Raw genomic sequence first — 12,428 nt, 5'->3', positions numbered from 1 at the left:
TTAGGAATACAGATAGAAGGAGAGCTAATTCCTCTAGGCCTTTTAAATTTCAGGTAAACTTTTGTATCACATTCCAAGCTAACAGCATAGTATATTATTGTAGGTAAATTTCATGGAGGTAAACCAATGTATTATAGAAATAACAATGAACAAGATTATAGCAACAATGAATCTGGGATAATTACTACAGAAAATCTAGATGCTGACCGCCGCAAACATACAGATAAATATTATATGGAAATGCCTTATATGATGGCGCCAATGTCCTATTGTCCTTCGATGGAAACATGTCCAATGAAGAACAGCTGTCCAATGATGGGAGAGTTAAATATGATGTCTCAAATGGATCCTGTGGACCCAGATCCTCGTTTTGGTCGTCGCTTTCATCATTTTCATCACCATTTTCATCACCATTTTTTCCATCCTTTCTTCCCACATTTTCACCATCATGGATTTTAGGATAGAAAAGAATAATAATTATATTATTTGTTAGTTCCAAAAAGATTACCTAAATAAAAGCACTATCATTCTTAAAAATTTGATAGTGCTTACTTCTTTTACGTCAAGATAAAAAAATAAATCCATGGATAATCAGGGCTTTTAATTGTTATTATTAATATATTCAATTTCACTTGATGAATTAAATAATAGCTTCAGGTTATTCTAAGGCTTTTATATTTTCCAAATAAAAAGCAGCTACCAACGGGGTCAACTGCTATTTTATGTATGTATCAAATTGAAGGAGGCTTCCGCTTTCCACTTATTAGTATTTGCACTATAATTTTTTTATATGCATAAAATTTATAAGCACCCATTTCTGAGTGCTCTTTCTTCTTAAGTAATGAAAGGAGAACAACAAATCCTATGAACTGCTTGTCCATATATACTATTTAAATTAAGGTGTTTTTGTGATAATAGAAAGCACCCTATTTTTAGAGTGCTCTTTATTCTGCTGCTGTAACCTTATAATCCCCACTATGAAATCACAACAGCTATAATATAGAATAAATGCTAATATTCATTTTTTAAAGTTGTCATTTTTTATACAAATTACAAGGTCAACACAGAATACGATAACGCAAATACATAGTAAAATAATTGCATCTCTTAATTGCATTCTTTTTATGATGGAATATATAAAGTTTATCAATGCTGCTAATAGTATAACTACTGAATAGATTAATGTAGTTTTTAAATTAAAATTCATTACTAAATCCTTCTTCAAATTGATATTGACAGTTAAAAGTAATATACATTTATATTTGATATTATTAATATTAATATATGACTATCAATTCTATATATGAGTTAAATCCTTTATTTTTGATACCATATTATTTAGATTTCAATTTTTTCCCCTTCTTTCACAGAGCAAACCTATTCTTTAATTACAGCTATTACAACTTCCACTCTCAGATTTTCTAAACTTTAAAATAAATGTGCCTAGGGTATGATATCCTTTTTTATTTATTTTTTAGGTGGTTAATAGGAGGCTAATTTATTCAAAAAATAAATATAGCAGTCTAAAATAAGACTGCCATACTGCATTATTACTGCATATTAAGTTAGCTGACCTGATCTTTGACCCCACACTCACCTGCTGGAATTTTCGCTACCCAGAATCAACCTCTCACTACTAGTTCTCTCGATATTATCGGCAGGATTTACTTCTAAGCCGCACCATGCTCATTAAAGCTTTGTTTAACTTACGTGGATCGTTTTGCCTGCGACTGGCATCGACTTTCAATCACAAACCTAACTTAACATATTTATTATAACCTACTTTTTGCCACAGTCAATACAGAAACTTTATCAGCACCACTTTTAAATAATTGCTTTGCACAATAAAAAGCTGTAGCTCCAGTTGTTATAACATCATCAATAAGAATTACTTTTTTATTATCTAAATTATAATTTAATGTTTCAAAGCAATCTAGCATATTTTGCCATCGATTATACCCGTCTAAGCCTATTTGATCCTTTGTATCCTTCTTCTTACGCAATAATTCTTTCATAGGTGTATTAGCACCTTTACTTATATATCTTGCTAAAAATTCACTTTGATTAAAACCTCTTTTTTTATAGGTCTTTTTACTAAGAGGCACAAAGGTGATCAAGTCAAATTCTATATTATTCTTTTTAACAGAATTAAGCAGCATTTCTCCAAGAAATTCACCTGCAGCAAAATCACTTTTATATTTTAGCCTTCTTATCATTTCTTTAATGCAGGAAGCATAATATGCAGCACTATAGCACTCAATTTTATTTTCTAATTTAAATGAATCGCTGCAATACTCAATTTTTCCACTGCAGTTTTTGCATAATGGTCCATCAGAATCGATGTAATCATTGCAGATTAAACAGGTCTCATTTGAGCAGTAAATAACATTTAAAACACTTTCTATTAAATATTTAACAATCCCAATTCCCATGATTCCTTGTTGAAGTATCGAATAATATTTTTCGCCTTATCCATGTCATAAGTTTCATCGTTAGCCAAAAATATAACTTCTGAAGCCCGAAGCTTTTCACTTCTTCCTACCTTTCCACATAAAAAAGTTAACTTCTTATAATCAAAAAATATGTCATCAGAAAAATAAACTATAACATCTGCATCGTCTAAGCAAATGCTTCTATCCTTATAATCATCTGTAACAAGAATAGCTTTTTTAATTCTAGAAAAATTATAGAGTATTTTTTCGTCACTTTCTCCATTTATAAAATACATAATATTTTTACTTAAAATGCTTCTAAAGTTGCATAAATAAGAAAACACATTATGAACCTTTTCAGTATTATTAGGAATATAAATTACAACCTTCCTATCATTTTCAACAGAAAAATTAAGGTAATCATAAATTATGAAAGGCATTTCTTTATTTAAATCTATTCTTGTAATAACATAACGGGGTTCCGATAAGGGTTTTTTATTACTTCTAGTAGGAATAAGTATATCCCTTTGTGCCCTAAATATACCTTCTATGGAAAAGGAAATTACTTTTCCTGATTCTTTTACACATTTCATAATAACATCAATAATTTCAAAGGTATTGTACTTAGGGAAGCTATTAATATCATCATAGATTACTAAATCGTATTTCTCTTCTATAAAAGCTGCGTTTGTATAGTTAGTGACCGTTAAAAGGGCATTGGTTTTATATAAATTATTTCTTATGTAGCTATAAGCTCTGAAATCTGTTTGTTTCTTTAAAATGTTTAAAAGCTGAACGTTTTCCTCTACTTCTCCTGTAATATATAAGATACTTTTTTTAGCTTCAACGAATTTTAAAATAATTTTTATAAATATACTAGGAGAGCTAAATGGAGGTGCAATCACATTTAATGCCTTCTCTTTACTGTAACTAAAGTTTAAAATACTCTCACCGATTCTATTATAAAAATTAGCGAAACTGGAGGTTTTAAAAGTTAACATATCATTTTACCTCTATTAAATCATTAATATAATATATTTTAGAAACTATAGAATATCACTTTCTATTATATCAGCAATTCTCCATTTAAGTGCCGAATATCTTTCAAAGCTTCTATTATTATTAATCATAAAATGAACTGCTTTAATAGAACCAACTAAAACCACTAATTGTTTAGCTCTTGTAATTCCTGTATATAATAGATTTTTATTCATTAAAAGCGGCGGTCCCATGAAACTTGGTATTATAATTACCGGGAATTCACTACCTTGACTTTTATGTATAGTTATAGCATAAGCTAAATCTAATTCATCTAAGAACATACTTTCATATATTACTTTTCTTTCATCATCAAAAATTACTGTAATTAAATCATTTTCAATATCTATATTCTCAATATACCCCACATCTCCATTAAACACTCCTAAGCCTTCATCTTCTCCTAATCCTGCTACTCTCGTCCATTTGAGAGTGTAATTATTTTTTATTTGCATTACTTTATCGCCAGTTCTAAAAATAAGCTCCCTAAACTCCTTTTCATCTTTACTTATGTGTCTTGGATTTAAGGTATTTTGAAGCACTTTATTTAGGTTTTGAACACCTAGAACTCCTTTTCTCATAGGGGATAGAATTTGTATGTGCTGTAGTTTATTCCATCTGGAGTTAAATTTAGGTAATCTTTTATCTATAAGTCCAACTATTGTATTTAAAATATTATTTTGATCTTCCCCGCTAATAAAATAAAAATCCTTATTTTTCTCATTAAGAAGGGGCATTTCACCATTATTAATCTTATGTGCATTTACAATAATCATACTTTCCTTAGCCTGTCTAAAAATTTGTTTTAACCTTACTACTTTTAAGCAATTGCTTTCAATAATATCTCTAAGAACATTACCAGGTCCTACAGAAGGAAGTTGGTCAACATCACCAACAATGATTAGCCTTGTACCTGGGGCAATTGCCTTAAGCAAGCTATTCATCAGCATAATATCAATCATTGAGGCTTCATCTATAATTACAACATCACACTCTAAACTTGAAGCTTCATCTTTGACAAATTCCATAGTGTCCTCTTCATTAAAGCCAATCTCTAGAAGTCTGTGAATAGTTTTTGCTTCTCTTCCTGTAGCTTCAGACATTCTTTTTGCTGCTCTGCCTGTTGGGGCAGCCATAAACACCTTCATATTAGCCTTCTCAAAAATATCGATTATGCAGTTGATAATTGTTGTTTTACCTGTGCCAGGGCCTCCGGTAATAACTTCTATACCATTTTCTATTGCACCTTTTATAGCCTCGATTTGAGAAGCTTCAAAATTAATATTACGTTCCTTTTCAAATTGCTTTATTTCAAATTCTACATCCGTATTAATAGGTTCATAAGTGTCTAAGGCAAGAGTTAGTATTTTTTTTGTTACTCCAAGTTCCGAATAATAAAAGGGAATCAAAAATACACACTTTTTATCCTCAATAACCTCAACCTTTATCTTTCCTTCAACAGTATTATCATATAGTACTAATTCTATGTCCTCTTCTTTTATTGTAAGTATATTCTTTCCTTCCTTTAAAAGAAGATGTAATGGCATATAAGTATTTCCAAGGCTGCAAAACTCATTAATAATGTAGTTAATGCCACTGCTTATCCTATATGGAGAGTTCAGTTCTACCCCTAAGCTTCTTGCAATTTTATCTGCGGTTTTAAAGCCTATTCCATTAATTTCTTCAGTTAAAATATATGGATTTTGTTTAACTACATTTATGGAGTCATCACCAAATTTCTTGTAAATTTTAACACATTGACTTGTAGTTACACCATAGGTTTGCAGGAAAACCATTATATTTTTAACTTCTCTTTGTCTTAAATAGGACTCTTTAATAATTTCAAGTTTTTTTTCTCCAATCCCTTCTATTTCTTTAAGACAATCTATATCTTTATCCATTAGTTCAAGGCTTTTATCTCCGAATTTCTCAATTATTTTTCTAGCTGTAACTGGCCCAATACCAGAAATAACTCCAGAAGATAAATATCTTTCAATGCCAATTATAGAACTAGGCAATAATTCCTCATAGCCTTCCACCTTAAATTGATCACCAAACTGAGGATGTTTAACCCATATGCCTTGCAGTTTTAAGCTCTGTCCTTCAGTTAAATAAGGGATATAACCTACAATTGTATTCTTTTTGTCTGCATCTTTAATAATAGCAACTACATAGCCATTCTCTTCATTTTTAAATATTATATCCTCAACTACGCCTTGAATTTCTGGCATAAAATCTCTCCTAAACTTAATAAAAATATATAACCTGTAATTATAGGATACATTATTGAATAACTTTAAACAACTTTATTTAACTTAATAATTCTGCTGTCTATATTATTGTCCAATAATAATTAATGTAATCTTTAATATTCAATTCAGCAGCAATAAAAAAACTCCGGCTTAAGATAGCCAGAGATTTTTTATTAGTTATTTAATCTTGATGATAAGCTTTTTTCCAGCAAAAATGATATTAATGGAATAATAATCAGAATTACAAGTCCTATTAAAATAGTATTAGGATTGCCCCTATAAATATAAGCCATTTTATTAATGAAATGAATAAACGAATAAGCTGAAAGCATAGCAGTTCCTATAGCTATAACAGCTAGCAATACTAATACTCTATTAAATAAAACTCTTATTCCTTTTAAAATTTTGATAACTCTTTCTCTCCATTCACTTTTCATAATATTCCTCTTTTCAGTACATAGTGTAATTTAAACTTTTGCTAATTATAGTTTTTACAATTAAAATACATATTATTCATTTATTATAGTTATTTGTAATTACATCCTCTTTTAAACAAAAAGTCTTAAACAGAACATAAGACCACTGACTTAGTCAGTAGTCTTATAAATTAACTATAAATATTTTTTTATTTCTTCTACTTTATTATTTTTCTCCCATGGAAGATCAATATCAGTTCTTCCAAAATGGCCATATGAAGCTGTTTGCTTATATATTGGTCTTCTTAAATCTAAGGCCTTAATTATTGCTGCTGGTCTTAAATCAAATACCTTGTTAATAATATCAATTATTATATCATCTTTTATTTTTCCTGTACCAAAGGTATCAACTTCAATTGAAACCGGTTTTGCTACTCCTATAGCATATGCAAGCTCAATTTCTAATTTATCAGCAACACCGGCAGCCACCAAATTTTTAGCAACCCATCTAGCTGCATAGGCAGCAGATCTATCAACTTTTGTTGGGTCTTTTCCTGAAAATGCTCCACCACCGTGTCTTCCATATCCACCATAGGTATCTACTATAATTTTTCTGCCAGTAAGTCCTGAGTCTCCATTTGGTCCACCAATAACAAATCTGCCAGTTGGATTTACTAGATATTTTGTGTTTTCATCTAAGAGTTCTTCTGGAACAACTTTTCTTATAACATGTTCAATTAAGTCTCTTTCGATTTCCTCACGAGTTACTTCTGGATTATGTTGTGTAGATATTACAATTGTGTCAATTCTAATTGGCTTGTCATCTTCATATTCTACAGTAACTTGAGTTTTTCCGTCTGGTCTTAGGTATGATAATGTACCATCCTTTCTAACCTCTGAAAGCTTTCTAGCAAGTCTATGAGCCATAGCTATTGCAAGCGGCATATATTCTGGTGTTTCGTTAGTAGCATAACCAAACATCATACCTTGGTCACCAGCACCTATTGCTCCAATATTCTCTATTTGTCCATTTTTGGCCTCAAGAGCTTGATCGACACCCATAGCTATATCTGTGGATTGTTCATCAATTGAAGTGAGGACTGAGCAAGTATCTGCATCAAATCCAAACTTTGCTCTAGTATATCCAATTTCCTCAACGGTTTTTCTTACAACCTTAGGTATATCTACATAACAATTAGTTGATATTTCTCCCATAACTAATACCATACCTGTAGTAACTGCTGTTTCACAGGCAACCCTTGCATTTGGATCCTGGGCTAATATAGCGTCTAACACTGCGTCTGAAATTTGATCACAAACTTTATCTGGATGCCCTTCAGTAACTGATTCTGAAGTAAATAATCTTCTCATTTTATAACTCCTTCCTATATGTTACAAGTAAGTTTTAACAAAATAAAGCCTCTTCTACAAGAAGAGGCGTGTTTAACACATCACTTATCTTGCAGATAAAACTCTGCTGGAATTGGCACCTTAGTATAATACTTGGTTGCCGGGTTTCATAGGGCCATTTCCCTCCACCTCTCTTGATAAGAGCTTATAATTTAATTCTAAATTAGAATAACATAGGAAATTAAAACTGTCAATAAATTATTTTAAATTAATTATACATATTTCATCTTATATTTAATAGATTTCAAGCATATATATTATTGAATAATTTCCATTTTTAATTTTAATCTTAGGCCTGTAACAATTGAGAAAAACATTTTTTTGCAAGGAGGGCATATTTTGAGTAAAGTTAGATCCCATTATGATAATCCTTTAGCATATTATGAAATTGCAACCTTTCTAAAAGATTATATTGATGAAAATACAATTATAGTTTGTATTGGAACAGATAGATGTATTGGAGATTGTCTAGGTCCATTAGTGGGTACTTTATTAAAAGATAATTTTTTCCCCTTTCCGGTATTTGGTACCATTTCAGAACCAATTCATGCTTTAAACATTGATAGAAAATTGAATGAAATAAAAAATATATATCCTAAAGGAAATATTATAGGTATTGATGCATGTTTGGGAGATACTGAAAGTATAGGTGAGATCCAGGTTAGGGATTATCCTATCCATCCTGGCAAGGGAGTTGGCAAATCGCTGCCGGAGGTTGGCAGAGCCTCTATTATAGGAATAGTTGATTCTAGTGACAGCAATGAATTGTTTACTACAAGAAATATAAGATTGGATTTAATAATGAAACTTTCAAAGGTAATAACACATGCTATTATTCATTCATATTACCTCTATTCTGGTAACAGAATAAATTTTACAGGCAAATAATAAAATCCAAAATAAAAGCCGCAGTATAAGCATTATCCATGTTTATTATCAAACAGAATGCTTTTACGCGGCTAATTTATGTTAAACTCAAGAAATGTAAATTTATTTATCAATTAATGAAACATCATAACCATTTGAGCTAATATCAATTTTATCTAGATATTCTAGAGCTTTTCCAGTCCCTATTGCCACACAAGACACAGGTTCTTCGGCAACAAATACTGGTACATTAGTTACACTAGCAATTAGTTTATCTAGCCCATTTAGAAGTGATCCTCCACCAGTCATTATTATGCCTTTGTCTGCAATATCAGCAGCAAGTTCAGGAGGAGTTTTTTCAAGTACAGCATGAGTACAATCAGCTATACTATTTACTGTATCACTTAGTGCTTCTCTCATTTCTTCTGAAGATACAGTTATATTCTTGGGAAGACCAGTAATTAGGTCCCTTCCTCTTATTTCCATAGTAACTTCATTTTCTCTTTTAAATGCAGATCCAATATTTATTTTCAAGTCTTCTGCTGTTCGTTCTCCAATCATGAGCTTATGTTTTTTTCGAATATATCTTGCTATTGCTTCATCGAACTTGTCTCCTGCAACTTTAATTGAAGATCTAACTACGATGCCGCCTAAAGAAATAACTGCAACATCTGTTGTGCCTCCGCCAATATCAATAACCATACTTCCGCTTGCTTCAGTTATATCCAAATTAGCTCCTATAGCAGCTGCTAATGGTTCTTCTATTAGAAAAACTTTTTTTGCTCCAGCATTTACAGCTGCATCTCTAACTGCTCTTTTTTCAACTTCAGTTGCCTGGCAGGGAATGCATACCATGACTCTAGGTGCAGACATTCTTCTATTTCCACAGGCCTTTCTAATAAAATGTTTAAGCATTGTCTCAGTCACATCGTAATCTGAAATAACTCCATCTCTTAATGGACGAATTGCTACTATATTACCAGGAGTTCTTCCAATCATTTGTCTAGCTTCTTCACCCACAGCCTTAACTTTATTATAACTTTTATCAATTGCAACTACAGAAGGCTCTTTAAGTATAACACCCTTTCCTTTAATATAAACAAGTACTGTAGCTGTACCTAAGTCAATCCCCATATCCGTACCAATTCTAAAACACATTCCTATCAACTCTCCTGCTCTTTTGTAATACTATAAAAACAAGTTGTACTAAACTTGAATTACATTATCTCTTACTCTTATTATAATAGGAATGTTTTTAACCTTCAATAGCTTTATATTTTAACTTAGTAGCTTTTCCACCTCTAATGTGTCTTTCAGCTTTATTGTAATCTAAAATATTTTTAGCTTCATCCGCTATTTGAGGATTTATTTTAGGTAATCTTTCAGTCATATCTTTGTGAATTGTACTTTTACTAACTCCAAAAACCTTGGCTGTTTTTCTTATTGTAGCTTTTGAATCGATAATGTAGTTTGCGACTTCAAGAACTCTCTCCTCAATGTAGTCTTTCAAAGTGCTACCTCCTTAACCCTTCTATATTAATAATATGCATTTATAATTCTTTAAATTACTTTCATTAGCCATTTTCCGATATGAATTTCGCAAAATGGCTAATGAAACATCATTAGTTTTGTTTTATTTGCAGATAAGAATTTTTTCTGCAAATACTAAACTAAAAGTAAACTTAAAAAATATGACTCAACCTGTAATGCTAAATCCTATAATTTTAAGTATTACTCTCAATGTAGTAAGTTTATATGTTTCCATTATTTAGTGTCGTATTTTATATATTTTGCTGGATCAACATATTCCTTACCCTGCATAACTGCAAAGTGTAAGTGACTACCATACTTTTCATAGGATGTTCTAAGGGTTGTGTTTCCAACCTTTCCGATTTTTTCACCCTTCTTAACTGTTTTACCATTTGCAACTGTACTATTTGGATCAAGATTTGCATATATTGTCTTTAACCCATTTTGGTGATTTATAACAACCTGAATACCATAGCCTTCTTTGCTCTCGCCTACTTCTTCAACTTTTCCATCAAGTACAGCATAGACATCTTTTCCTAAATCAGCTTTGATATCTAGTCCAAAGTTAGGTCTATAAGTTTCTGTAGTATCTGACCAAACAGGATCCTCTGAATATGCTCTTGCTAAAGTTCCCTCAACAGGTTTTGCAAATTTTGTATTAGCAGTACTTACCACTGCAGTTGCTCCATTACTAGGAACGGTAATTCCAGTATTGGTATTTCCTTTTACCTCAAGGGCATTTTGATAGCCATTTTTAGGTAGTTCATCTATTAATGCTGTTTGCTTATCAGCTTCACTTGTTGTTTGTTGATTAGCAACAGGTGGTTTTTTAACTGATCTTGCATTTCTTGATGTAACTGCTGCAACTGTTGCAACAATACAAAGACAAACAAACAGAATTACATAGAAGCCTTCCTTCTTAAAAAAATTTGACGTTTTGCTGAATAATTTTTTGTCCATACAAACACCTCCTTTTTGTAGTTTGTCCAGAGGTTAGTAAAAAATACATATTTTATGAAATTATACTAGAATTTTTTTCCTTATTTTTCGACATTCTTTTTAAAATATTGTATTATAAAATTAGCTAAATGAAGTTTAGCGCAAATAAATATAATATCTGTAATGAGCAAAAAGAGGTGAAAAGCTTAAATGGCTTTTCACTGGCTGCTTACGAGTGGCAGCGAATACGGTTAAGCTGCCCAGTATAGAAGCACTTAGCAAAAGAATAGCCGCAAAGCCCTAGTGTTGTTCGTCTGAATGAAATGAATTCAGGCCAACACTTGGTTTTGTGGCTATTCTGAGCTTAGAGCTTATTATGCAGCGATCAGTTTATGTAACATACTTTATTTATTGTAGCTATTTTCATTTAATTTTTATTTTAAATCTTTTATCTTTTCTATCTTTATTCCTTGATAGTAATGAGATAGAATCTCTTGAAAGCTGCTTCCTGCCTTTGCCATAGCTTCTGCACCCCATTGACTCATTCCTACTCCGTGGCCATAACCAAAGCATTCAACTTGTAAATCTTTAGCTATGGTAATTTTAAAATTTGCAGAATTTAAATTTAACATTGTTCGAAAGTCAGTTCCAGATATTACAACATTTCCAAGCTTTATTTTTTTCACACTTCCTGCTGAGGTTCTCTCTACTATGTTTATCTGACTCTTAATATTTTTGGAATTAAGCTTTGCCTTAGAATATTTTGAATTAACAATATTGATAAATTCATTAATACTGTATTTATGAGTAGTCTTATAATTTCCTGACGCCTCTTCCCCAGGACTATTCACAGATTTAAGATAAGGCTCGCTAGTAGCAAAAACTTCAGCCGCATTTTCAGTTTTTCCGCTGCTAACTGCAAAGTAATATGGCTCAAGAACTAGTTTACCATCATAGGTTAATATTTCTCCTTCTGTTTGATTAATTGCATCAGTAATCTTATTCCAATAGCCTATAGCTGAACTATTTTTCCAAAGTCTAAATCTCTCTTCTTTACTCATATAAGCTTGACTATTGACAGTATCGCAAATGTCAGCGCCTTTAGCATAGGAGCATTTCGTTCCACCATACTGTTCCATATGTGCTAAGGCATAGGTTCTTGCCGCAACTGCTTGAGCCTTAAGGGCTTCTAAATTAAATTCGGCAGGCATCTCTGCAGCCACTACCCCCCTTACATATTCCTCAAGATTCATTTCAACTACCTTATTTTCCTTTGATAAGTACACCTTTATAATTGTAGTTTTGTCATTATTTTTTAAAATATCTTCTTTAGTAGGGTTGTATTTAGATATGCCTTCGTCACCTTTACTAAAATTAATTCCTTTATTTTCAATACCGATAATTAACATAGAAAATATAATAAGTAGTAAAATTGATAAAATGAAATAAATCACTAACTTTCCAAGTCTTAGAGAAACAAATACTCTTTGCAATACAATCCCCCTCATTTGTTAAGCTAAGCCTTAAGCTTTGCCTTTTTTCTA

General features: G+C 31.4%; 11 protein-coding genes and 1 riboswitch. Of the genes, 2 read left to right on the top strand and 9 right to left on the bottom strand.

Annotated features, from left to right (window positions below):
* Positions 1-126 precede the first annotated feature (126 nt).
* On the top strand, positions 127-459 hold the full coding sequence (locus ACJDUH_RS03750) for a hypothetical protein (RefSeq protein ID WP_406763816.1): 333 nt from the start codon (positions 127-129) through the stop codon (positions 457-459).
* 1,313 nt (positions 460-1,772) lie between these two features.
* Here the strand turns inward: ACJDUH_RS03750 and ACJDUH_RS03745 are convergent.
* The 5 genes from ACJDUH_RS03745 to metK all read right to left on the bottom strand — a co-directional run bounded on the left by ACJDUH_RS03745 (position 1,773) and on the right by metK (position 7,509).
* Positions 1,773-2,432: a ComF family protein gene (locus tag ACJDUH_RS03745; protein ID WP_406763815.1), complete on the bottom strand. Its 660-nt coding sequence runs from the start codon at positions 2,430-2,432 to the stop codon at positions 1,773-1,775.
* Positions 2,405-3,433, bottom strand: coding sequence for a hypothetical protein (locus ACJDUH_RS03740; RefSeq protein ID WP_406763814.1), 1,029 nt, complete (start codon positions 3,431-3,433; stop codon positions 2,405-2,407). The genes ACJDUH_RS03745 and ACJDUH_RS03740 overlap by 28 nt, the downstream gene beginning before the upstream one ends.
* A gap of 45 nt (positions 3,434-3,478) precedes the next feature.
* A complete protein-coding gene (recD2, locus tag ACJDUH_RS03735) occupies positions 3,479-5,701 on the bottom strand; it encodes an SF1B family DNA helicase RecD2 (protein ID WP_406763813.1) in 2,223 nt (740 codons plus the stop codon).
* A 194-nt stretch (positions 5,702-5,895) separates the two neighbouring features.
* Positions 5,896-6,159, bottom strand: a complete 264-nt coding sequence (locus ACJDUH_RS03730; protein WP_406763812.1) for a hypothetical protein — start codon at positions 6,157-6,159, stop codon at positions 5,896-5,898.
* Between the two features lie 174 nt (positions 6,160-6,333).
* On the bottom strand, positions 6,334-7,509 hold the full coding sequence (gene metK, locus ACJDUH_RS03725) for a methionine adenosyltransferase (protein ID WP_406763811.1): 1,176 nt from the start codon (positions 7,507-7,509) through the stop codon (positions 6,334-6,336).
* Between the two features lie 81 nt (positions 7,510-7,590).
* A riboswitch (SAM riboswitch) is annotated at positions 7,591-7,692 on the bottom strand.
* A 195-nt stretch (positions 7,693-7,887) separates the two neighbouring features.
* On the opposite strand from metK, the gene yyaC reads away from it, so the two are divergent.
* Positions 7,888-8,436 (top strand): spore protease YyaC, encoded by a 549-nt coding sequence (yyaC, locus tag ACJDUH_RS03720; protein ID WP_406763810.1) that lies wholly within the window; start codon positions 7,888-7,890, stop codon positions 8,434-8,436.
* 102 nt (positions 8,437-8,538) lie between these two features.
* On the opposite strand, the gene mreB is transcribed toward yyaC, so the two are convergent.
* The 4 genes from mreB to spoIID form a co-directional block, all read right to left on the bottom strand.
* Positions 8,539-9,573 (bottom strand): rod shape-determining protein, encoded by a 1,035-nt coding sequence (gene mreB, locus ACJDUH_RS03715; protein ID WP_406763809.1) that lies wholly within the window; start codon positions 9,571-9,573, stop codon positions 8,539-8,541.
* 97 nt (positions 9,574-9,670) lie between these two features.
* A complete protein-coding gene (gene spoIIID, locus ACJDUH_RS03710; protein WP_406763808.1) occupies positions 9,671-9,925 on the bottom strand; it encodes a sporulation transcriptional regulator SpoIIID in 255 nt (84 codons plus the stop codon).
* 254 nt (positions 9,926-10,179) lie between these two features.
* Complete coding sequence (locus ACJDUH_RS03705) at positions 10,180-10,905, bottom strand: peptidoglycan DD-metalloendopeptidase family protein (protein WP_406763807.1); 726 nt, start codon at positions 10,903-10,905, stop codon at positions 10,180-10,182.
* 413 nt (positions 10,906-11,318) lie between these two features.
* Positions 11,319-12,377, bottom strand: a complete 1,059-nt coding sequence (spoIID, locus tag ACJDUH_RS03700; RefSeq protein ID WP_406763806.1) for a stage II sporulation protein D — start codon at positions 12,375-12,377, stop codon at positions 11,319-11,321.
* Positions 12,378-12,428: the final 51 nt, after the last annotated feature.

It is taken from the genome of Candidatus Clostridium radicumherbarum (genome assembly GCF_045310525.1).
GTDB lineage: Bacteria > Bacillota > Clostridia > Clostridiales > Clostridiaceae > Clostridium_AT > Clostridium_AT radicumherbarum.
The sequence above is the reverse complement of the archived record's forward strand: the minus strand, read 5'-3'. Positions and strand labels throughout refer to the sequence as shown.

What these genes read in the sequence shown, in the direction of transcription:
- ACJDUH_RS03750 (WP_406763816.1), top strand. Translation starts at nt 127, where the DNA reads ATGTATTATAGAAATAACAATGAACAAGATTATAGCAACAATGAATCT.
- ACJDUH_RS03745 (WP_406763815.1), bottom strand. Translation starts at nt 2,432, where the DNA reads ATGGGAATTGGGATTGTTAAATATTTAATAGAAAGTGTTTTAAATGTT.
- ACJDUH_RS03740 (WP_406763814.1), bottom strand. Translation starts at nt 3,433, where the DNA reads ATGTTAACTTTTAAAACCTCCAGTTTCGCTAATTTTTATAATAGAATC.
- recD2 (WP_406763813.1), bottom strand. Translation starts at nt 5,701, where the DNA reads ATGCCAGAAATTCAAGGCGTAGTTGAGGATATAATATTTAAAAATGAA.
- ACJDUH_RS03730 (WP_406763812.1), bottom strand. Translation starts at nt 6,159, where the DNA reads ATGAAAAGTGAATGGAGAGAAAGAGTTATCAAAATTTTAAAAGGAATA.
- metK (WP_406763811.1), bottom strand. Translation starts at nt 7,509, where the DNA reads ATGAGAAGATTATTTACTTCAGAATCAGTTACTGAAGGGCATCCAGAT.
- mreB (WP_406763809.1), bottom strand. Translation starts at nt 9,573, where the DNA reads ATGTGTTTTAGAATTGGTACGGATATGGGGATTGACTTAGGTACAGCT.
- ACJDUH_RS03705 (WP_406763807.1), bottom strand. Translation starts at nt 10,905, where the DNA reads ATGGACAAAAAATTATTCAGCAAAACGTCAAATTTTTTTAAGAAGGAA.